Below are 21,031 nucleotides of genomic sequence, written 5' to 3'. Positions count from 1 at the left end.
AGGAAGAAAAATGGATTATTTGAATGATTTAGAATCAGTTTGGGGAATGGATGACACGCCTGAAAAAATAAAAGTATTAGAACGAATTATTGCTGGTGCAGATTTGTATAACAATATAGATGATGGCATTGAAGCACGTGATCTGTTGATTGACACATGCTTAACAGCTGGTTTTCCGAAAAAGCAATTACAGGCTTTTAGCTGGTTAATCAAAAAATGGGAAGACAAAGATAGTGATGCTTACATTGACACGGAAGATCTTTTTTGGAAATATAAATGGATTAGTGAACATGTCCCGACTTTTGATGAAGTATCGAAAGCGCAAATTGACGGACTTTTGAATGATATGAAGGTGAAATTCGAACAAGAAAATTATTCGCTAAGACCTTATTATAAAGTGTGCACGCTTGCAGCCATGCGTATGGGCGATGTTGAAAAAGCCAAAGAGCTATTTAAAAAATGGAGTGATACGAAAGCAGACTTTTTAAATGACTGTCCTGCTTGCGAAAGAAATGATCAAGTACATTATTATTGCTTCATTAAAGACTATGAAACAGCTAAGAAAACAGCAAAACCGATTATTGAAGGAAAACAACGCTGTGCGGAAGTTCCTCATTTAACGTATGGAAATATGGCGCTTGCATATTTAGCGCTTGGAGATGAAAAAATGGCGCAAGAATGCTTTGATAAAGGTTATCCCCTTGTGGAGAAACAAATCTCCTTACTACCACCACTTGGGCAATTACTTAAATATTTAGTCCTTACCAAGCAAACGGAAAAAGCGCGAGAAGTGATTGATACCAACTTAGAAACTGTTCTTAAAGCTGAGGGTGGTTTAGACCGACTTATTTTCTTACAAGCAGCCTACCCTCTTTTCGACCGAGAAAAAGAAGCTGATTTGGTAGAAATGACGGAAGCTTTAACGGCGAAGTTTGATGCGCGGAATGGAAATAGTTATTATCAAGATCTTTTGAAGTAAAATTTTGGAACATAGTTAGGAATTATTTCTAGCTATGTTCTTTTGTTTGCGCTATTTTGCTTTTTTTAGGATAATACAGGGAGGAGTTGAAGAGGATGACGATTTGGGTTAAAAACGAAAAGAATGGCGCAACTGAACAAGTAATTCGTGAAAAAGAAATAGCGTTAGGCGTCACTTTACCATTTGAATACAAACAGCTTTTATCAGAGCAAAATGGTGGATTGATTCGCAAAAATCATTTTAAGACGACGGAACCGACTTCTTATGGCCTAGATTTTGGTGAAATCTATTATCTGGCTAGTTTGGATGAAATTTTAACGGATATTCCGGAACAAAAGGATGTTGATCTCGCAGGGAAGCAAGTTTATTTCCACCGGGATGAATCGCGCTATATTGGTTTTTCTTATATAGATAATACGTCCGAACCCAGTATTATTTATGTTGATTTTGAAACGTTACAAACACTTATTGTTGCTGAAACGTTTGCTACATTTATAGAGGAATTGTACTTTAGTCCCTTTCCTACCGATTTCGCGGAACAATTTCCCATAAAAAAATTAAATCAAATTCTCGCTTCCAGCAATGTGCAAAAAACAAAACAATTACTGGAACTATTAGAAGATTATCCAGATAAAAAGTGGTATTTAGCGACATTTTTAGGATTACTTGAAAAACAAGAAATCCCGTATAATTTAGTTGTCTATCGTTTGTTTGAAAATCAATTGCTTTATTTCCGGAGAAAACTCGCGCCTGAACTTGTGGAGCAAATTTTCGTCCGACTGGAAGCATGTGATGGGATAAATAAAGCGGCTCTGGCCGAATTATATAAGGAATGGAAATAAGGAGGAATTCAATTGTTAAAAGTAGTTTTTGTCTGTTTAGGGAATATTTGTCGTTCACCAATGGCTGAGGGGTTATTTCGGAAAGAAGTTGCAGAAGCTGGGTTAACGAATGAAATAAAAATTGATTCTGCTGCAACTGGTACTTGGAATTTAGGGAAACCGCCACACCGCGGGACGCAAGCTGTGTTGAAAAAGCATGGTGTTGATTATCAAGAGATGCGAGCTCGAAAAATTTCTGATGTTGATTTTAACGAAGCTGATTTTATTATAGGGATGGATCAGCAAAATTTAGCAGATTTAAATGCACTTAATAATAATCCAGATGTCATCGTTCGCTCGCTTATGTCCTTTGTGCCTGGTCAAGAGGATAAAGATATTCCAGACCCATATTATACAGGGGATTTTGATGAAACCGAACGCATGGTAACTGAGGGAGTAAAGGCCCTTTTAGCTTATATCACAAAAAAATAGTCTGTTTTTAGCCCTAATATGTTTAAAGACTGACCTCACGGGAATATATAAGAGTACAATCAAAAGTGCAGAAAGAGGTTTTTATACATGTTAGGAATTATTTGGGGAATCATCGTAGTTTTATTAGCAGTGTGGTTACTTGGAATTATTTTCCATATTGCGGGTGGATTAATTAATATCTTGTTAGTAATCGTTTTAATACTCGTTATTTGGAACTTAATTCAAATGGCTAGAAATAAACGGAAATAACCGAAAAAGAACGGTACGGCGCATTATCTTAATGCGCCGTACCGTTCTTTTATTTTTGATTTAAATGTTGTTTTTCTAAAAATGCTTTTAAGTCTAGACGGCTTGTTCTTCCAAGCCCACGCGCAATTTGTTCGGACCAACCTTCTACTCGTTTTCCTGCTGTTCTTTCGTCGTAGTAATTTTTTATTTGTTCATCATATTCAGTTAGAATAGTTGGGTTCATTTTTTGGTAGGTGTTTTCGTGGTATACCAAATCTTGAGGCAATCTCGGTTTCGCTTTTTCTTTGTTAGCAACCGGATAACCAATTGTCAAGCCGAATAATGGCATCGTATATGGTGGTAAATCAAGTATTTCCGCGATTTGTTCGACATCGTTACGAATCCCGCCAATAAAGCAAATGCCAAGTCCTAATGATTCTGCGGCAACGGCCATATTTTGTGCAGCAAGTGCGGCATCAATCACAGAAACAAGCCATTTTTCTGACGTTTCCAGTGCAGTTGTATCCACTTGATGTTCTTCTAAGATGGCGTGATGACGAGCTAAATCAGCAACGAAAATAAATAGTTGACCGGTTTGTACTGTATATGGTTGATTTCCTGCAATGGCTGAGATTTGTTCACGAACGCCTTTATCTGTTATTCCGATGATGGAGTATGCTTGAACAAAACTGGATGTAGATGCGGCTTGTGCACTCTTGATAAGTAAGGTCAACGCTTCTTCCGTTAAGTCCTTATCTTCAAATTTTCGCACTGAGTAATGTCCTAGAATAGCATCTATCGCCTGATTCATCCTAACTCCCCCTTAGTCTTGAAAAATTTTTCGATCGTAATTCGGTTCTTGTAAAAGTGCGCCAAAATTCTGCTGACGTAACGCTTCATAAGCTAAAATTGCCGCTGTGTTCGATAAATTCAACGAACGAATATGATCTGTCATTGGAATACGCAAACAATTTTCTTCATTCTTTTGTAAAAGCGCATCTGGCAATCCGGTCGTTTCTTTTCCAAAAACGAAGAAATAATCTTTGTTTGGGTCACTATAATCGATATCACTATAAACATGACGACCAAATTTGGTAATGTAGTAAAATTCTCCGCCTTCATTTTTCTCGAAGAATTCATCTAGAGAATCGTAATAGGAAAGTTTTACGTTATCCCAGTAATCAAGTCCAGCACGTTTTAACATTTTATCATCTGTCGAAAAACCAAGTGGACGGATTAAATGTAAGTAAGTATCCGTCCCGGCACATGTTCTGGAGATATTTCCGGTATTCGCTGGGATTTCTGGTTGATATAGTACGATATGGTTTGGCATTGCTTTTCACCTGGTTTCTATTAATTTGTTATGGCTGTTAATTCTTGTAATACTTGTTCATCTTGTTCGGTTTGAAGTGCTTGCTCGACAGCTTTTTCGGCATCGCTTCCACCGATTTTTCTTAGCGCCCAGCCAGCCGTTCCTCGAATGACTGGTCTTGGATCGTTTTGTAAACAGTCAATTAAGTCTGGTACAGCTGTTTTATCTTTATACCGCGCTAGAATAATGATGGCATTTCGCTGAATGGGCTTCTTCCCACGCCACGAACCCGCCATATCGCCAAATTGTTCTTTAAAAGCGCGATTGGAAATGTGTAATAGTGGTTTTAATTCTGGTCGAACAAGCTCTGGATCCGGCTCCATCTCATCATGAAAGTGGAAATCATGCCCACGATTATACGGACAAACTACCTGACAAGTATCACAACCATACAAACGATTATGCAACACTTCGCGATATTTTTCATCTAGAAAGTCTTTTGTTTGTGTCAAATAACTTAAACATATTTTCGGATTCATCTTCCCTTCACCCAGTAAGGAACCTGTCGGGCAGGCTTTCACACATTGATTGCAACTACCACACAAGTCGCTAGCCGGCGTATCTGGTTCGAATGGTATATTAGTTATCATTTCGCCTAAATAGACCCACGAGCCGTATTCTGGCGTTATGAGCAGCGTGTTTTTCCCGCGCCAGCCAATGCCCGCTCGTTCTGCTACAGCTACATCTGATAATTCCCCAGTATCCACCATTGATTTCATTCGTACATCTGGCAAACGTTCACTTAAAAAAGTTTCGAGTAGCGCTAATTTTTCTCGTAAAACGGTATGATAATCAATTCCCCAAGAAGCTCTGGCAAATACACCTCGTCTAGCTCCTTTTTTACTTATAGGTGCTTCTTTTAATTTAGACGGATAAGCAAGTGCAATGGCGATAATCGACTGCGGTTCCTTGAAAATAAGCTCTGGATAAACCCGTTCATCAATTACCGGATGTTCAAATCCTGTAAAAAGGTCCAGCGCTTCCGCTTCTAGTAATCGTTCTTTTAAAAATAAAAAAGGGTCTGCTGTTGTGAAACCAATTTTTTGAATACCTATTTCATGCGCATAAGCAATGAGTTCTTCTTTCAATGCGGCGTAATCTGATGTCGACTTCACTATCATCATCCCCTCTCTCCTTATTTTCAGGCAATAAAATAAACGCAATGCTTCGCTTAAAAAGGTCGAAACACTGCGTTGATAACAGGATTTATAAAAAAATATAAAGCGGGTGATGGGAATCGAACCCACGACAACAGCTTGGAAGGCTGTAGTTTTACCACTAAACTACACCCGCATAGTAAGTAGTTCTTAGTGTTTTAACAACTTTTATATAATACCATTCTATGTTAGTTTTGACAAGGCTTTTTCTGGAATTTCTTTGTAAAAAATAAATACCTCGTTTATTTCTAAATTTATTCACGTTTTTTTCATATTTGAACTCTAAAATAAAAGGTATTATCTTATGGAAAGAAGTGAAGAATATGAAGAAACGGATACAACATTTAGATTTTTATTTTGTTGGAATTATTGTTATTGCCATCTTTTTTAATTTTTATGGTATTTGGAATGATGATACGGTAAATCCTTATTATACAGCTGCTGTGACAAGTATGGTGCAAAATATTCATAATTTTTTCTACGGAGCTTTTGATCCTGCTGGTTTTATTACGGTAGATAAGCCACCTGTTGCACTTTGGTTGCAAGCGATCAGTGCCCTTATTTTCGGCATACATGGTTGGAGTGTTATCTTACCACAAGCGTTGGCTGGTGTTGGTTCGGTGATTTTGCTTTATGTGCTCGTCAAACCTAGATTTGGCGCATGGGCTGCAAGAATTACTGCTTTGATTATGGCGCTGACTCCTATTGCGGTAGCCGTGACGCGTACTAATAATATGGATGCTATTCTTGTATTTGTGTTATTACTAGCAACCTTTTTCCTTTTTAAAGCTGTTCATCGTGCAAAAATCGGCTGGCTTTTACTTTCTTTTGCGTTGATTGGTGTCGGTTTTAATGTAAAAATGCTCCAAGCTTTCATGGTCGTGCCCGCATTTTTGCTCTTCTATTTTATTGCTACAAAACTAAGTTGGAGAAAAAAGCTAGTTCAATTAGTAATCGCACTTGTCTTAATGCTAGGTGTCTCTGTTTCTTGGGCAGTCGTAGTTGATCAAACAGCTGCTTCAGAGCGACCTTATATCGGTAGTAGTCAAACCAATTCGGTGCTTGAGTTGGCATTTGGCTATAATGGTATGGAACGGCTTCTTGGTCAAGAAACTGGAACAGGTAGTAATGGTAATGTGGAAATGGGGACTCCTCCTAGCACTAACTCAACAGATTCAAGTAACGCAACCCCACCGACTCCTCCAAGTGGAAGTATGCAGGACGGTGCTAACGGCGGAACTCCTCCTCAAGGAAATAATGGCGCTCCTCCAACTGGAGCTCCCAGTAATGCGGCAAACGGCGGCGGGAATGGATCAAAAATGACTGGTAGCACAGGCATGTTTGGAACAGGGAACGCTGGACCACTTCGTCTATTCCAAACCGCACTTGGTGATCAAATTAGTTGGTTCTTACCACTTGCTATTATCGGTATGCTAGCCATTTTCCTGGTGTATCGAAATGAAAATAAACGAATTTACCAATTGACCTCCAGACAAAAGGAAATAGTTTTCTGGGCAGCTTGGCTTATCCCTGTCGCCGGATTCTTTAGTATCGCTGGCTTTTTCCATCATTATTATTTGATTATGCTAGCTCCGCCAATTGCTTTACTTAGTGGCGTAGGTCTAGTGGCGCTCTTTCGGTTATACCAAGACAAAGAGAATTGGCAAAGGTTCCTGCTACCTGCTGCAGTTACGCTAACTGGAGGTCTACAAGCATTCTTTGTTGCTGCTTACTTGCCTGTTTTAGCGGTAGTTATTGGTATTGCTGCACTAATTACGTCTATTATCTTAATTGTACTTAGACCACAACCTTCCAAACTCACCGCGAAAATAACAGCGCTCGCTTTAGCGATTTTGCTCATTGCTCCAACATATTGGTCTTTAACACCTATTTTATATGGTGGGAATAGTTCCTTACCCGAAGCTGGACCACAATTAAAACAATCTAGTGGTGGTGGATTCGCCGATGCATCTGTTGATAGTGATTTAATTAGCTATTTACAGAAAAACAATACCGGAGAAACCTACTTATTTGGGACAACAGATGCAACAACAGCAGGTCCTTATATTATTAAAACGAAAGAAGCTGTTATGGCACTTGGTGGTTTCAATGGAACAGATCCAACTCTAACTGTAAAACAATTAAAACAAATGATTCAAGCCGGTGAAATAAAATATTTCTATCTCCCATCAAATAGTAAAGCTTCTGACTCAGATGTGGTAAAATGGATTCAAGAAAACGGTACAGAAATTGATAGTTCGAAGTGGAGTAGCTCCGGTTCTACGGATGATGACACCACTTCTAGCGCTTCTTTTAATATGCAAGGTGGCGCTCAAGGAATGAATGGCACTGGTACAGGAACACTATATCAATTAAAATAAAGAAGAAATGTTAAAATCCTGGTTAAAATACTAGGATTTTAACTATATTCAAGCTGTTTTATTAGCGCTTTATCATTTTGATGTGAGAAAATAAGTATGTTGTTAAAGACTACTGGAGGCTTGCTTATGACATTTTGGCAGGATATGATGAATTTCTTTTCTTATGATAATTTAATGTACTGGCTAAGTGAGTATCGGAATTTAGGTCCACTTTTAGCTTTTCTCTTACCTTTTATTGAAGCGTTTTTACCATTTTTACCATTTATAGTTTTCGTTGTAGTGAACGTAAATGCATACGGACTACTTGGTGGTTTTTTAATTTCGGTGACAGCAGCAATTGCTGGTAGTTTGTGCGTATTTTTGTTAGCACGGAAATTTGGTCAAACTCGTTTTTTACGTTTTATTTCGGGCCATAAACAAATTAAACGAGTAATGGAATGGATTGATAGACATGGTTTTAGTCCGATTTTCATTTTACTTGTAATGCCATTTACCCCATCTTCGGCGGTAAATATTGTTGCAGGTCTCTCTAAAATAAAAGTATATCAATTTATATTAGCGCTTGTAGGTGGCAAACTAATCAAAGTCTTCGCCATTAGCTATATTGGCTATGACTTTGTCGACTTGATTCACCAGCCGCTCAAACTGGCTATATTAGCTGTTTCTGTCGTTATTTTATGGTTTGTTGGAAAACGGCTGGAACATTGGATGTCAGGAAAAAATCTCAAATAAAAAAATGGAAAGCACGCGGGATGCGTACTTTCCATTTTTTTAATAAAGTAAATCTAAAAATTCATCTTTCGTAATGTTACCAAAGTATTCTTTTACGTCTATATCTGCTAAAGCCTCGTCCAATGCTTCGCGCTTATAAGTTGTATTGACTAATTTCTCCTCAATATCCGCCACATTTTTTACGCCGAAGAAGTCTCCGAAAATCTTGATATCTGTAATAATCCCTTTTTGTACATTTAAGCGAACATCGACTGCTCCTACTGGAAAACGTTTTGTTCGTGTTAAATCGAATTTTGGAGATTTTCCGTAGTTCCAGTCCCAATTACCATAACGTTTAGCAGAGATTTCGTGGATTTTTTCCCAATCTGCAGCAGTTAATTTATATTCTTTTACATCTTCTACTTTTTCAACATTGAAAATATAAAGTAATAGCAAATCGCGAAACTCTTCCGTTGTCATTTCTTGATCCATGAAATCAGAAATATTCGCTACACGACTACGAACAGACTTAATTCCTTTTGATTCGATTTTATCTTTACGTGGTTTTAGCGATGCAGCAACATTATCTAGGTTCAAATCATACATTAATGTCCCGTGTGAGAACATTTTCCCTTTCGTTGCAAATTGCGCATTTCCAGAAACTTTAAAACCATCAATCAATAAGTCGTTACGCCCTTTTAGTTCCGCATTGACGCCTAAACGTTTCAGCGCTTCCACGATTGGTTGCGTGAATTTCGCAAAATTATGGAAAGACTCGCCATCATCTTCCGTGATAAAACTGAAATTTAAGTTTCCTTCATCATGATAAACAGCGCCGCCGCCAGAAAGTCTGCGCACAACGATGACATCATTTTTCTCCACATACTCTGTATCAATTTCTTCTACTGTATTTTGGTTGCGTCCAATGATAATCGATGGCTTATTAATATAAAATAACAGCACAGGCTCATCTAGATTTAATTCAGTTAAAATAAATTCCTCCACCGCTAAATTAATACGAGGATCTTTCTCATTATTATTATCTATAAAGTACATACTCCTACCCCTTTTCTTCTATATTAAAATGTTTTCGTGAATCCTTTTGAAGCGAGTGCAATTTCTCCTTTGTAAATAGCCGCTGCTTCTTGTTTTAGAACTTCTAAATCGCCAACTTCGGGTAAATGACTGAGGAGTAATGATTTCACATTGGCTTCTTTGGCAATTTTTGCAACTTCCGTGCTAGCCATATGCACTTTTGTTTTTCCGGCTAGGTCATGGAAAAAATTGGTGTCTGTTACTAATAAATCTGCCCCCTCTGAAAAAGGGATAAAACTATCTTGATAAGCGCTATCTGCGGTGTATACGAAAACTTTGTCACCTGCTTCTATTCTCATAGCATAGCAAGGTACCGGATGGATCGTCTTTAAGAAAGTTACTTTAAACGGTCCGATTTCAAGTCTATCATCTGGTTTATATTCGATTGCTTTTGTTACATTTGCCATTTCTAAATAAGAATAACCGCGTTCATCTTCTTTATGTCCATATATCGGCAATACTGGCGGTTTTTCCTTTTTTTGTGATAATAGGCGAATGTGCTGCAAAATCCCTACATCTGCTACATGGTCTGGATGGTAATGAGAAATTATTGCCGCATCAATATCATCAGGATCAATATAGTTTTGCATAATAGAAACAGCACTTGCGCCAACATCAATTAATAGCTTAAATCCAGCTTCTTCCAGCAAATAACTAGATGTGCCTTCATTTGCTAATGGATAGCCACCCCAATGTCCAAAAACGGTTAGTTTCATCACTGCACTTCCTTTCTCAAAATAAACCTCCTTTATATGATACAACATTTATAATAAAAGGAGAAATTATCCAGAAAAAAAGACAGCTTAGAAAATCCGCTGTCTTTTCTCATTATTTACTAGGGAAATATTTATTCTCTAGTTCTTTTGTTAGCTTTTCCGTTTTTTCTAGTTCACCAACCGCGACAAACCGTTTTGTTGTTTCAGTTGGTTTATCACATGTAATAAGTGTAATTCTAGCGTCTTTCGTATCGTCAATCACACTTACTTCTGTTTCATCAATCGTTTTTGTTTCCGTAACAGTGTATTCGTATAAATTCTCAAGATCTGTTAGATAAATCTTGTCGCCTTTTTTGACTTTCATTATAGGACCAAACAACATAGATTCATCACGCATATGGTGACCTGCCAGCGGATAGTTACCCTTACCCATGACTTGATCAGAACGCATGGTTGTTGCACCCGCCAGTAAATTAGCTGTATTTGTTCCTTTGAAAACTAAGAGGTTAACGTCTACAGATGGAACTGCGATAGAACCAACGACTGCATCTTTGTCGTAATTTGCTGCTCCTTTAATAACAGATGTCATAGAGGGTAGCTGAACACTTTCAAAATCAAATGTAGCGTCTTTTTCATTATTTTTCTTTATATCTGATGCTTTATATTGCTCGATTGTTTCATGACCACTCATGTATTTCACAATGCCGTTTTTGATGAATGGGGAAAAAATTAATAGTAGCCCAATGATTAAAATAATTATTGCAATTGTTTTCTTTAACATATAATTCCTCCTTGTAACTATTTCATTATATAGTAGCTCTTCTTATGAAGCAAAGAAAATCAGTGTCTGGATAAAACTATTTTCTCTACCTGTGACAAAATTGTAAATTCACTTCCAAATATCGGTAAGAATCCGACTTTTTCGTTGAGCTGAAATATATGGGCTGCCTTTAACAGTAAATCTGAGTGGAAAATGAGTTGCAATTCCTTTGTTTGGCACCCCTATTCGATTAGTTGCTTCTATTAAATGCGGCAATTTTGCCTCTTCTAACCAAATGTTACTATCAAAAAGAGTTTTCCCGTAATCTTGCATACTTAATCCTAAAGCTTGCGTTAATTTTCCGGGGCCATTGGTAAGTTCGTAACCAGTTTTTCCGTGACGATTTTGTACCATTTGTTGTTTAGCTTGTTCGTCAGGTTCGATGGCTCGTATTAGAATGGCTTCTGGGATTCCTTTTGGCATGGTTATAAAATTAAGCAACACTTGGCGATGCATTTGGTACATGTAGATTCTTCCCGGCGATGAAAACATGACTTCTGTTCGTTTCGTTCGGAGGTTTTGAAAACTATGTGCAGCCATATCTGTTGCCCCGAGGTACGCTTCTGTTTCCACTATTAGCCCAGATAGAATTCCCTCATCCGTTTGATGTACTAGACGCATACCCAAGATATCTCTCGCTAATTCGATTGTTGTCTTATCTTCAAAAAATTCTTTCGTAATAATCGCTTCCATTTCATACCTCAATGTTTTCTTTTTATTCTAGCAGAATTCTATTCCAAATGGTTCTTTTTTGACTAGTTATATCAGCCTATTTCCCCTAAAATCCTACTTCAGACGTATAGGTTATAACTTGCCTTTTATTAATCTTGTGTTAGAATTATGTTAAAGTGGGTGCTGTATGAAAATGTTTCTTGTTACATAATACAGCTTCTTTTTTTCATTTCAAAATAACAATTAAAACGAGTAAATAGTGTGTAGGAGAGGTGTTTCATGAAGGATTGGAAAATAAAAATCCAAACGTTTTTAAGCAAGAATTATGGATTTTTTGTTCTAGCCGTCATTCTTTATTGGCTAAAAACGTATATTGCATATCAACTTGAATTTAAACTTGGCATAGAAAATCTGATGCAGCAAATTTTGCTGTTCATTAATCCATTAAGTGGGGCCATTTTCTTTATGGGTCTTGCGCTCTTTGCTAAGGGACGTCGTTCATTCATTTGGATTATCGTCATTGACTTTTTAATGAGTTTTATTCTTTACGCAAATATTGTATATTATCGATTCTTTAGTGATTTCATTACACTTCCGAATCTAAACGCAAAACAAATGCAAAACATGGGCGACATGGGAAGTAGTATCACAGCGTTACTCAGCTGGCACGATATTATTTACTTCGCGGATATTATCATTTTAATTGCACTACTTGCTTTCCGCTTTGTAAAACCAAACAAAACAGCCCGTATTCGTGCAAGAAAAGTAGTTGGGGTTCTGACGCTTGGTATCGCAATGTTCTTTGGAAACTTGGGACTTGCAGAAATTGATCGTCCACAACTTCTAACAAGAACGTTTGATAGAAATTATATTGTTAAATATCTTGGTATGACTAACTATCAAATCTATGACGCAGTGAAAAGTACCGAATCATCCACACAGCGTGCACTTGCTGATAGTAGTGATGTTACAGAAGTCTTAAACTATACCAAATCCAAATATGCCGCGCCAAATCCGGAATATTTTGGTAAAGCAAAAGGCAAAAACGTCATTTATATCCATTTAGAGAGTTTCCAACAATTCCTAGTAAATTACAAATTAAATGGAGAAGAAGTAACGCCGTTTATTAACTCTTTCTTTAAAGACCAAAATACACTAAGCTTTACAAACTTCTTCCACCAAACAGGTCAAGGTAAAACAGCTGACTCCGAAATGTTACTTGAGAACTCGCTTTACGGCTTGCCTCAAGGTTCTGCCTTTACAACTAAAGGGCAAAACACTTATGAATCTGCATCTGCTATTTTAGGCCAACAAGGCTATACAAGTGCTGTATTCCACGGTAACTATAAGAGCTTCTGGAATCGTGATGAAATTTATAAACAATTTGGTTACGATAATTTCTTTGATGCTAGTTACTACGATATGAACGAAGCAGATGTTTCTAACTACGGACTTAAAGATAAACCATTCTTTAAGGAATCCGAAGAATATCTATCGTCATTACAACAACCGTTCTACACGAAATTTATTACGCTTACGAACCACTTCCCTTATCCAATTGATGAGAAAGATGCTTCGATTGCTCCGGCAACAACAGGCGATTCATCTGTAGATACGTATTTCCAAACAGCTCGTTATTTAGACGAATCTGTGAAGAGCTTTGTTGATTACTTGAAGAAATCTGGTCTTTACGATAACTCTGTCATTATCATGTACGGTGACCATTATGGTATTTCCGACAACCATGAAGAAGCAATGACAAAAATTCTTGGTAAAGATTACAACACTTTTGAAAATGCCCAAGCGCAGCGTGTTCCTTTAATGATTCACGTTCCTGGTGTTCAAGGTGGCGTTCAAGAACAATACGGTGGTCAAGTTGACTTACTTCCGACATTACTTCACTTACTTGGTGTTGATAATAAAGAGTACTTACAATTTGGTACAGATTTACTTTCTAAAGACCATAAACAACTTGTTCCATTCCGAAATGGTGATTATATAACTCCTACCTATTCAATGATTGGTGGTAACATGTATAATCAACAAACTGGGGAACCAATTGCTACGGAAACAAAAGAAATGAAAGAAACAAAAGAAAAAGTAGCAAAAGAATTAGAGCTTTCAGATTCTGTACTACAAGGTGACTTGTTACGTTTCTATGCTCCTGATGGTTTCAAAAAAGTGGATCCAAGTAAATACAATTACAATAAGAAAAAATCAACTGATTCATCCGATAAATGAGAAAAAGAGTCCAGAATATCTGGACTCTTTTTTACTTACCTAAACCTCTCATAATATACGCCACCGTATCATCAATTTCTTTGGCATCATCCCACTCCACGTCGGGCATCACGACAAACCTTGTTAGCATAAATCCGACAATATTCGTGATAAGAGCGCGCATAATCGTGCTGTTCGGCATATCAACAATTTCCCCGCGCTCTTTATAATAATCAATCATTTGATCAAATTGCCCTTTGACATGTGTCATAAAAATTTCTGAAAACTGTATTCTTAACTCATCGTGATAAAACAGTTCCATAAAGTAAATTTTGATGACCTTACCATTCTCTTTGGCAAAATCAAAGCGATTAACGATGATTTCCCGAATGAATGACTGAAAATCTGGATACTCACTTTCAAACACTTCTTTGACAAAGCTTTGTGCCAAAAATGGTATCACACCACCGATAAGCGTTGGCATGGTAATCGCCATTAGTAAATCTTTTTTCGTTTTATAGTGTCTAAAAATGGTGCCTTCTGCGACCCCAGCTTTTTTAGCAATTTCATTCGTTGAAGTTCCGGCATAGCCTTTTTCTGCAAACAGTTCGATGGAAGCAGCGACAATTCGGCGCTGCTTTTCACTCATCTTTGTTTCTTTTTCCGTTAAATCAAGCATTTGACGGATAATGTCTCCTTCTGCATCCACGTCTTATCTCCTCCTGTTTCATTTAAACTTTGCGGTATTTTTTCAAAGCAAAAATATTTAATATAACAAATACGAGCACAAATCCTAGTAAAATGTAGAAATCAGTTGCAAACGAAGCGAATCCTTCTCCTTTTACCATAATGGATGTTAGTGCATTTGCGCCGTAGTAAAGCGGCATAATATGGGCAATCCACACGAGCCAATCTGCCATGCCATCGAGCGGGAAAATCCCACAAAATAAGACTTGTGGCACAATAACGATAGGAATAAATTGAACGATTTGAAATTCATTATTTGCGAAAGTAGAAAGTAAAATTCCTAGCGCTAGAGAAACCATGCCGAGTGTTAATGTAATAAGTAACACATAGAATAAGGAGCCGTTTTGCATCATGCCAAGTACTTGGATGGAGAAAACTGCGACTAAGATAGACTGTAGTAACGCGAAAATACCAAAACCTATTAAATACCCTAATTCAAGTTCGATACGTTTAATTGGGGTTGCCATAAGTCTTTCAAGCGTGCCTGTTGTTCGTTCTCTCAAGAAAGAAATACCGGCAATCAGAAATACGAAAAAGAATACGAAAAAGCCAATGAAAATCGGGCTGATTGTGTCGAAAAAGGTAGTACCTTTATCTCCGTATACGTAGTTTGTTGAGATGCTGAGCTTTTCTGGGCTTTGTGTGAGTGAAGGAATGGTGTTTGGATCAATACCAGCTTTAGCAAGTGACTCACCGGTTGCTTTCGCTTGCTTTTTCACTTGTGCCTGTTGCTCCGTCATCATTGCTTTTTGTAGTTTTAATCCGATTTCCTTACTCAAGCTTGGTTCACTATTTTCATAGGTGACTTCGAGTTTTTCACCGTTTTGTTTAAAAAAAGCGTCGAGGTTGGCATCTTTAATTTTAGCGGTTACATCGGTATTTTCCGAGTAAGTTTTGATGGTTAAATCATTTGCTTTCAGTTCTTTTACCATGGAGTCAGAAAGCCCGCTTACACCAACAACTGGCTTCACTGTGTCACCTTCGAATAAATAAGTGAGCAGTGTGATAAGTAAAAGTGGCGCAAGAAACATTAGGGCAAGCGTCCGTTTATCACGGCGAAATTGGTTAATGATGCGTTTGACAATGGCAAATATTCGCATTAGTGCTTCCCTCCAAACTCTAAAAAGGCATCTTCTAGCTTACCAGATGACGTTTTACTTGAGAGCTCTTGTGGGGTCCCTACAGCGATTATTTGCCCATTTCTGATCATGGCAAGTCTATCACATTTTTCGGCTTCATCCATCACGTGTGTCGTCACAAGGATACATTTACCGTTCGCTTTTAGATCGCCTAGCTCTGCCCAAATCGTTTTTCTTAGTTCTGGATCAATACCGACTGTTGGCTCATCTAAAATTAGGACATCTGGGTCAGCAAGGACAGAAATGGCCAGAGACAGCCTGCGTTTCATCCCTCCTGAATAATTGTTCACCTTTTTAGTTAAATCTTGTTGTAAATTAACTAAAGTAGCTGCATAATTCATTCGGTCTTTTTTGGCTGCACCTTTGATGGAATATAGTGAAGCGAAAAAATCCAAGTTTTCTTTGGCTGTTAAATCCGTATAAAGTGCGTCTGATTGGGCCATGTAACCAATTTTGCTAATGACTGGTAAATTTGGCATTGCTTTTCCTAAAACCTCAGTTGTGCCATTCGTTGCCTTTTCCATTCCGATGATGGTTTTCACGAGTGTTGTTTTTCCTGCACCGGATGGCCCTATTAAGCCAAATATCTCGCCCTTTTCTATTTCGAGAGTCATATTGGTTAAGATTTGTTTCTTTCCAATTTTCACATCTAAATTAGAAACTTTAATCGCTATTTCTGACATTGCTTTCCCTCCCTTTTTCAAATGAGTGATTACTCACTTTCTATTGTACTCGGATTTTCTCCAATGTAAAGAAAAAACCGAATGCATCAAGAAGTTTCCTTCTATCTGCATTCGGTTATTTGCGTAAATAAATGTCTGAAATGAGATGATCTGTGCCTTTTTGAAGCACTAAGTCGGCTCGATATTTTGTTTTCTCAATGTTTTCTTTTAAGTTGACGCCGTTGATTGTATCCCAAACCCCGAGTGCAAATGTTTCTGCTTCTTGTTTGCTAATTTTAGTATATGGGTGGAAATAAGAACTTTCATCTTGGAAAGCTGTTTCGCGAAGCATGAAGAAACGTTCTAAATACCATTTCTTAATATCCGCTTCATTGGCATCCATGTAAACGGAGAAATCAAAGAAGTCACTTGGAAACAGGCTCTCATGTTGATCTGCTTGAAGAACATTGATTCCTTCAATAATAACGATATCTGGATTATGAATCACGCGAGTTTCGTCTAAAACATCATAAGTGAAATGCGAATAAAGTGGTATTTCGACATCTTCTTTATTTGCTTTTAAGTCGGTTAAAAACTTGGCAAAACGGTCACGGTCGTAGCTTTCAGGAAAGCCTTTTTTATCCATGATGCCGCGCTCTTCTAGAACTTTGTTAGGGTAAAGAAAGCCGTCTGTCGTTACAAGCTCTACTTGTCTAGTTTTGGAGAACCAGCGATCAAGCATTAATTTGAAAACACGTGCTGTCGTACTTTTCCCAACAGCCACACTTCCTGCTAATGCAATAATAAATGGTGCTCGCGATTCTTTTTTCTTTAAGTATTCCATTTTTTCGCCATGAATAAAAATCGCTTCATGGTATTGAATCGCAATTAGTTTTATTAGTGGTAAATAGATTTCAGAGATGTCTTGTAAAGAAATTCGGTCATTTAAACCACGTATTTCTTCCAGTTCCTCTGCAGTTAAAATTTGGTCCTTACTCACTTCCAGCTTGCGCCATTCTTCTCGTGGGAAATGAAAGTAGTGGTTGTAATCATTCATTCAATGTTCCATCCTTTAATTCATTCGTGAAAACGTAAACAGCTTTATTTAAGGATAACGCAAGCTGCATAAATCCGCAAGTAGCGATTTAATATTTACGATAAACATAAACTGATTTTGGTTTTGCTACTTCTTTATAGCTTTCTACTTGTACAGACGGGATGTTCATTTTGAACGGAGAATAATATTCTTGGGTGATGGTTCCTTTTACTGTAAGCCATGTATCGTTTTTCAAATCAGTTTTTTCGGGCATTTGAACAAGCATTCCAAACACACCAGAATCGGCAACACAGTGAATTATTCCAAAACGGAACAAAAACAAGTTATTATCTTGGGTGACTTCATCATTATAAACAAAACCGGTAAATTCGATTTGTTTCCCAGTAAACTCCCCTGGATAATTATAAAGAATTTCCATCGTCATTAAGTAATTACTATCATTGACTTTGATTGGGTTTTGATCGATGATTTCTGCTTTTTCTTTCGCCATCATTTTTTCATAATCGGTTTCCCCAAAATAGCCACTCGTATCTGGTCTTAAAAATTGATTTTGAGCGTATGGGTCGTCGCCAGCTGCATTGTTTTTCGGGAAATGAAATCCTTTTGCCGAAACAATGGTCGAATCAAGCGTTGCGACGGGGAAAAGAAAACCTGCAATTAAGGCGTAAGAAAGTAAACCATACACCATAATTTTTTTCAAAATAGTATTTTCGCCATCATGGGTGTGTCCCATATGCTCTGTTTTTGCGCCAATATCTTCATCGCGAAACACCATAATGAGCTGAATAATCGCAAGTAGAAATGCGGCTATCATCGCAGAAAAAGATAAATAAGCGTACTTCATATTTATATATTTACTGATATCACCAGAAATATGTAACTGCATCAAATAAAAACCAAATCCAAATAAAATAAAAACGCGAAACATACTTTCACCTTCTTTCGGTTAAATAACTAAGGCGTATAAAAAGACAACAATCGTTACACTAGTAACAATTAATAAGACAAATTTTGCTTTAAATGCTCCTAACATCATCATTAGATTTTTAATATCAAGCATTGGGCCGAACACTAAAAATGCAACGATGGATTGTGTGGAGAAAACACTACGGAAAGAAGCGCCAATAAAGGCATCAGCTTCAGAGCAAAGGGACAATACAAAGGCAAGAACCATCATAAGTAAGATGGATAAAATCGGACCATGACCTATGGAAACAAGTGTGGATGTTTTAATGTATGTTTGCATCGCTGCGGCAATTAAAGCCCCAAACACAAGGTATTTACCTACAGAGAAGAATTCATCGACTGCGTGTTGTACGGTATGCCATATTTTTTGACTCAATGTCATTTTTGTATGCGCGTGCTCCTCACCGTGATGGTGGTGCGCGTGTCCTTTATGAGCGTCTTCTGTAAGTGCTCCGTCGCTTGTTAGGACTTGGAAATTAGTTGTCGTACTTTCAGAAGGACCACCAGCAAGCGCTAGATTTGTTGCTGGAACGGCCACTTTTTCACTAGCTGCTTCATATTTTAAAAAGCGCTCTTTGAGTCCAGTTCCTTTATAAAAATAAGCGATAATATTTCCGACAACGAGAGCTACTACAAGACTTCCCGCAACACGTAGCAACGGAACTTCCCACGTACTACCAAATGCAACATACGTTGAAAATAATACTACTGGGTTGATAATAGGAGCGGTAAGCATGAAGGCAATACCAGCATGAAGCGGTACCCCTTTTGCCAGTAAATTACGAACGATAGGAACAATGCCACATTCACAGGAAGGGAAAAATACACCAATAAGCGAGCCAACAATGACTGCTAGAAATTTATTTTTGGGGATAACACGGGCAATAAATTGTTCTGATATAAACATTTGAATAAAGCCAGCAATAAATACTCCAATTAATACAAACGGCAGTGCCTCAATCAAAATAGAAATAAAAATGGTATTCATTTGGAGGAATGAATCCGGAAGATGACTAAACATAGGATTCCTTCTTTCTTTACTCTTTTTAATAACTATTTGATTCTAAGCCTATCTTTTGCAGAAATCAAGTAAAAGATAAATGACTATATTTTTTATTTTGCTCGAATAAAAAGACAACAATTTAACTAAATTGTTGTCTTTTTGTGATAATTTCTTGATAATCTTGTTCGAGCATGGCTTTTTCTGTGGGCTTTAAATTCGGTTGCATAAGCTTGGCTGCAATTTCTGACATGCGCATTTCTAAAATCAACTTATCTTCTTCTGTGATGCGACTTGGCGCTTTACTTTCTTCATATTCCGCGAAAGTCATCCGGTGGAAAGTCATTTCATTATTTTCGATGACGAGTAATTGTTCTGCCACGTGGTTAACAAAAGTTCTATCATGCGAAACGAATAGTACTGTCCCCGCAAATTGTTTGATTAACGTTTCCAGCGCTTCCATTGCATAGATATCCAAATAGTTGGTTGGTTCATCAAGAATCAAGAAATTGGCGTCACTAACGAGGAGCATACTGAGCAGCAACTTCACTCGTTCCCCGCCAGAGAGCATGCGCACTTCCTTATGCAAATCGCTTTCTTTAAAATGCATGCTACCTAGTACTTCTCTGTTTACTTGCTTGGTTTGAACGCTAATTTCCGAGATGTTTTCTAACAGGGATTTCGTTTGGTTTAATCCATTCAATTCTTGGTCGAAATAAGCAATTTTCGCTTGGGTATTACATAGGAGATTAGGATTTTCTTGGATTATTTCTTTTAAAAATGTAGTTTTCCCGCTCGCATTTTCACCGATTAGCGCCACTTTATCCCCTGCTTTAATAGAAAAAGCTTTTGTTTCAAATAGTTTTCGTCCTGCGATCTCGTAGGTTGTTTCTTTGACACTTAGTATCGTATTACCTTTTTTTATGACGCGATTGTCTGGGGTGATCATTTTGATTGGTTTAGTTGTATGTGGTTTTTCGACATTGCCGAGCCGTTCAATTCGTTTTTCTAAAGCTTTGATGGTACTGTGTTGTTTCTTTTGTTGTGTGCCTTTTCCGGCTTTAAACGCGCTGGCTTCTTTGTTGTTTAGGCGTTTTCCAGGTTTGACAATGCGACCTGCTTCGATTTCATGGTGTGTTTGGGAGGCTTGTAGTTGTTGCTTTTTGTTTTTAAATTCTTTGTATACGAGTTCCGCTTGGTTTTCTTGTTGTTGTTTTTGTTCTAAATACGCGTGGTAGTTTCCTTTGTATACGTGAATTTTTTGGTTTTTGATTTCCCATATTTCTGTACAAAGTGCATCTAAAAAGGTACGGTCATGCGATATAATTATGAGCGCACCGTGGAAATCGCTCCACTGACGTTCTAAATGTTTGACGCTTTCGACATCGAGGTTGCTTGTCGGTTCATCTGCTAGGAGAACACTTGGGTTTTGGCGCATCGCATGTTGAATTGCTTTTCTTGTTTTTTCGCCGCCGCTTTTCGTACTTGTATCAGTGGAAAGTTGTTTGATGTAAGCAAGTTTTCCTTGGGTAGTCACCGTGCCAGATGTTGCTTCTTTAGCGCCAGCAATCACTTCCATTAGTGTTGTTTTTCCTAGACCATTTTGACCGATGATGCCGATTCTTGCTTTTTTACTAACTAGCAGATGAGGGATTTCTACTAAAACTCTGTCTGCTACTTCTATTTTTAATTGATTTATTTCGATTGTAGACATAAAAAATAACCTCCTGAATATTTCCAGAGAGGAATCCGCGAGGCTACGCCAAAAAAAGGCCTGTAGCAAGAGTTATCATGCG

Annotated in this window: 21 protein-coding genes and 1 tRNA gene; 7 read left to right on the top strand and 15 right to left on the bottom strand. The window is 37.7% G+C overall.

Going from position 1 to position 21,031, the window contains the following annotated elements; all coding sequences use genetic code 11:
• Nucleotides 1–10 precede the first annotated feature (10 nt).
• The 4 genes from GL301_RS04860 to GL301_RS04845 all read left to right on the top strand — a co-directional run bounded on the left by GL301_RS04860 (nucleotide 11) and on the right by GL301_RS04845 (nucleotide 2,541).
• Nucleotides 11–979, top strand: coding sequence for a hypothetical protein (locus GL301_RS04860; RefSeq protein WP_003726336.1), 969 nt, complete (start codon nucleotides 11–13; stop codon nucleotides 977–979).
• Between the two features lie 95 nt (nucleotides 980–1,074).
• Nucleotides 1,075–1,821 (top strand): SMI1/KNR4 family protein, encoded by a 747-nt coding sequence (locus GL301_RS04855; RefSeq protein ID WP_003734305.1) that lies wholly within the window; start codon nucleotides 1,075–1,077, stop codon nucleotides 1,819–1,821.
• A gap of 12 nt (nucleotides 1,822–1,833) precedes the next feature.
• Nucleotides 1,834–2,292: a low molecular weight protein-tyrosine-phosphatase gene (locus GL301_RS04850; RefSeq protein ID WP_003726334.1), complete on the top strand. Its 459-nt coding sequence runs from the start codon at nucleotides 1,834–1,836 to the stop codon at nucleotides 2,290–2,292.
• 87 nt (nucleotides 2,293–2,379) lie between these two features.
• On the top strand, nucleotides 2,380–2,541 hold the full coding sequence (locus GL301_RS04845; RefSeq protein WP_003722759.1) for a lmo0937 family membrane protein: 162 nt from the start codon (nucleotides 2,380–2,382) through the stop codon (nucleotides 2,539–2,541).
• Nucleotides 2,542–2,590: 49 nt separating this feature from the next.
• On the opposite strand, the gene nfsA is transcribed toward GL301_RS04845, so the two are convergent.
• From nfsA to GL301_RS04825, 4 genes are all read right to left on the bottom strand, one after another.
• Nucleotides 2,591–3,331 carry an oxygen-insensitive NADPH nitroreductase gene (gene nfsA, locus GL301_RS04840; protein WP_003727081.1) on the bottom strand — a complete coding sequence of 247 codons (741 nt, stop codon included), beginning with the start codon at nucleotides 3,329–3,331 and terminating at the stop codon, nucleotides 2,591–2,593.
• 12 nt (nucleotides 3,332–3,343) lie between these two features.
• Nucleotides 3,344–3,853, bottom strand: a complete 510-nt coding sequence (gene trmL, locus GL301_RS04835; RefSeq protein ID WP_003724857.1) for a tRNA (uridine(34)/cytosine(34)/5-carboxymethylaminomethyluridine(34)-2'-O)-methyltransferase TrmL — start codon at nucleotides 3,851–3,853, stop codon at nucleotides 3,344–3,346.
• 20 nt (nucleotides 3,854–3,873) lie between these two features.
• Nucleotides 3,874–5,013, bottom strand: a complete 1,140-nt coding sequence (queG, locus tag GL301_RS04830; protein ID WP_003724856.1) for a tRNA epoxyqueuosine(34) reductase QueG — start codon at nucleotides 5,011–5,013, stop codon at nucleotides 3,874–3,876.
• Between the two features lie 101 nt (nucleotides 5,014–5,114).
• Nucleotides 5,115–5,185, bottom strand: a tRNA-Gly gene (locus tag GL301_RS04825).
• A gap of 187 nt (nucleotides 5,186–5,372) precedes the next feature.
• Here GL301_RS04825 and GL301_RS04820 point away from each other — a divergent pair.
• Nucleotides 5,373–7,430 carry an ArnT family glycosyltransferase gene (locus GL301_RS04820; protein ID WP_003724855.1) on the top strand — a complete coding sequence of 686 codons (2,058 nt, stop codon included), beginning with the start codon at nucleotides 5,373–5,375 and terminating at the stop codon, nucleotides 7,428–7,430.
• Nucleotides 7,431–7,556: 126 nt separating this feature from the next.
• Nucleotides 7,557–8,162, top strand: coding sequence for a TVP38/TMEM64 family protein (locus tag GL301_RS04815; protein WP_003724854.1), 606 nt, complete (start codon nucleotides 7,557–7,559; stop codon nucleotides 8,160–8,162).
• A 39-nt stretch (nucleotides 8,163–8,201) separates the two neighbouring features.
• Here GL301_RS04815 and lplA1 read toward each other — a convergent pair whose 3' ends face one another.
• From lplA1 to GL301_RS04795, 4 genes are all read right to left on the bottom strand, one after another.
• Nucleotides 8,202–9,197 (bottom strand): lipoate protein ligase LplA1, encoded by a 996-nt coding sequence (lplA1, locus tag GL301_RS04810; RefSeq protein WP_003734303.1) that lies wholly within the window; start codon nucleotides 9,195–9,197, stop codon nucleotides 8,202–8,204.
• Between the two features lie 23 nt (nucleotides 9,198–9,220).
• Complete coding sequence (locus GL301_RS04805; RefSeq protein WP_003724852.1) at nucleotides 9,221–9,952, bottom strand: MBL fold metallo-hydrolase; 732 nt, start codon at nucleotides 9,950–9,952, stop codon at nucleotides 9,221–9,223.
• A 112-nt stretch (nucleotides 9,953–10,064) separates the two neighbouring features.
• Nucleotides 10,065–10,733, bottom strand: a complete 669-nt coding sequence (locus GL301_RS04800; protein WP_003724851.1) for a class A sortase — start codon at nucleotides 10,731–10,733, stop codon at nucleotides 10,065–10,067.
• 108 nt (nucleotides 10,734–10,841) lie between these two features.
• A complete protein-coding gene (locus GL301_RS04795) occupies nucleotides 10,842–11,465 on the bottom strand; it encodes a DNA-3-methyladenine glycosylase (protein WP_003724850.1) in 624 nt (207 codons plus the stop codon).
• Between the two features lie 258 nt (nucleotides 11,466–11,723).
• Between GL301_RS04795 and ltaS the strand changes: the two genes are divergently transcribed.
• Nucleotides 11,724–13,685 (top strand): lipoteichoic acid synthase LtaS, encoded by a 1,962-nt coding sequence (gene ltaS, locus GL301_RS04790; RefSeq protein ID WP_003722749.1) that lies wholly within the window; start codon nucleotides 11,724–11,726, stop codon nucleotides 13,683–13,685.
• 31 nt (nucleotides 13,686–13,716) lie between these two features.
• Here ltaS and GL301_RS04785 read toward each other — a convergent pair whose 3' ends face one another.
• From GL301_RS04785 to vga(G), 7 genes are all read right to left on the bottom strand, one after another.
• The gene (locus tag GL301_RS04785) at nucleotides 13,717–14,373 is read right to left on the bottom strand and encodes a TetR/AcrR family transcriptional regulator (protein WP_003734004.1); all 657 of its coding nucleotides are present in this window, start codon (nucleotides 14,371–14,373) and stop codon (nucleotides 13,717–13,719) included.
• A 22-nt stretch (nucleotides 14,374–14,395) separates the two neighbouring features.
• Nucleotides 14,396–15,511 carry an ABC transporter permease gene (locus tag GL301_RS04780; RefSeq protein ID WP_003724849.1) on the bottom strand — a complete coding sequence of 372 codons (1,116 nt, stop codon included), beginning with the start codon at nucleotides 15,509–15,511 and terminating at the stop codon, nucleotides 14,396–14,398.
• The gene (locus tag GL301_RS04775; protein WP_003724848.1) at nucleotides 15,511–16,233 is read right to left on the bottom strand and encodes an ABC transporter ATP-binding protein; all 723 of its coding nucleotides are present in this window, start codon (nucleotides 16,231–16,233) and stop codon (nucleotides 15,511–15,513) included. The genes GL301_RS04780 and GL301_RS04775 overlap by 1 nt, the downstream gene beginning before the upstream one ends.
• Nucleotides 16,234–16,348: 115 nt before the next feature.
• A complete protein-coding gene (coaA, locus tag GL301_RS04770) occupies nucleotides 16,349–17,269 on the bottom strand; it encodes a type I pantothenate kinase (protein ID WP_003721490.1) in 921 nt (306 codons plus the stop codon).
• A gap of 88 nt (nucleotides 17,270–17,357) precedes the next feature.
• Nucleotides 17,358–18,197 (bottom strand): TIGR03943 family putative permease subunit, encoded by an 840-nt coding sequence (locus GL301_RS04765; protein WP_003724847.1) that lies wholly within the window; start codon nucleotides 18,195–18,197, stop codon nucleotides 17,358–17,360.
• A gap of 18 nt (nucleotides 18,198–18,215) precedes the next feature.
• Nucleotides 18,216–19,256, bottom strand: a complete 1,041-nt coding sequence (locus tag GL301_RS04760; RefSeq protein ID WP_003724846.1) for a permease — start codon at nucleotides 19,254–19,256, stop codon at nucleotides 18,216–18,218.
• Nucleotides 19,257–19,377: 121 nt separating this feature from the next.
• A complete protein-coding gene (gene vga(G), locus GL301_RS04755) occupies nucleotides 19,378–20,949 on the bottom strand; it encodes a Vga family ABC-F type ribosomal protection protein (RefSeq protein ID WP_003727089.1) in 1,572 nt (523 codons plus the stop codon).
• Nucleotides 20,950–21,031 lie beyond the last annotated feature (82 nt).

It is taken from the genome of Listeria sp. LM90SB2 (assembly GCF_028867355.1).
GTDB classification, from domain to species: Bacteria; Bacillota; Bacilli; order Lactobacillales; family Listeriaceae; genus Listeria; species Listeria monocytogenes_B.
This window is presented reverse-complemented; position numbering and strand designations above follow the sequence as displayed.

Coding starts and splice junctions, on each gene's coding strand:
- GL301_RS04860 (WP_003726336.1), top strand. CDS start 11: ATGGATTATTTGAATGATTTAGAATCAGTTTGGGGAATGGATGACACG.
- GL301_RS04855 (WP_003734305.1), top strand. CDS start 1,075: ATGACGATTTGGGTTAAAAACGAAAAGAATGGCGCAACTGAACAAGTA.
- GL301_RS04845 (WP_003722759.1), top strand. CDS start 2,380: ATGTTAGGAATTATTTGGGGAATCATCGTAGTTTTATTAGCAGTGTGG.
- nfsA (WP_003727081.1), bottom strand. CDS start 3,331: ATGAATCAGGCGATAGATGCTATTCTAGGACATTACTCAGTGCGAAAA.
- trmL (WP_003724857.1), bottom strand. CDS start 3,853: ATGCCAAACCATATCGTACTATATCAACCAGAAATCCCAGCGAATACC.
- queG (WP_003724856.1), bottom strand. CDS start 5,013: ATGATAGTGAAGTCGACATCAGATTACGCCGCATTGAAAGAAGAACTC.
- GL301_RS04820 (WP_003724855.1), top strand. CDS start 5,373: ATGAAGAAACGGATACAACATTTAGATTTTTATTTTGTTGGAATTATT.
- GL301_RS04815 (WP_003724854.1), top strand. CDS start 7,557: ATGACATTTTGGCAGGATATGATGAATTTCTTTTCTTATGATAATTTA.
- lplA1 (WP_003734303.1), bottom strand. CDS start 9,197: ATGTACTTTATAGATAATAATAATGAGAAAGATCCTCGTATTAATTTA.
- GL301_RS04805 (WP_003724852.1), bottom strand. CDS start 9,952: ATGAAACTAACCGTTTTTGGACATTGGGGTGGCTATCCATTAGCAAAT.
- GL301_RS04800 (WP_003724851.1), bottom strand. CDS start 10,733: ATGTTAAAGAAAACAATTGCAATAATTATTTTAATCATTGGGCTACTA.
- GL301_RS04795 (WP_003724850.1), bottom strand. CDS start 11,465: ATGGAAGCGATTATTACGAAAGAATTTTTTGAAGATAAGACAACAATC.
- ltaS (WP_003722749.1), top strand. CDS start 11,724: ATGAAGGATTGGAAAATAAAAATCCAAACGTTTTTAAGCAAGAATTAT.
- GL301_RS04780 (WP_003724849.1), bottom strand. CDS start 15,511: ATGCGAATATTTGCCATTGTCAAACGCATCATTAACCAATTTCGCCGT.
- GL301_RS04775 (WP_003724848.1), bottom strand. CDS start 16,233: ATGTCAGAAATAGCGATTAAAGTTTCTAATTTAGATGTGAAAATTGGA.
- coaA (WP_003721490.1), bottom strand. CDS start 17,269: ATGAATGATTACAACCACTACTTTCATTTCCCACGAGAAGAATGGCGC.
- GL301_RS04765 (WP_003724847.1), bottom strand. CDS start 18,197: ATGTTTCGCGTTTTTATTTTATTTGGATTTGGTTTTTATTTGATGCAG.
- GL301_RS04760 (WP_003724846.1), bottom strand. CDS start 19,256: ATGTTTAGTCATCTTCCGGATTCATTCCTCCAAATGAATACCATTTTT.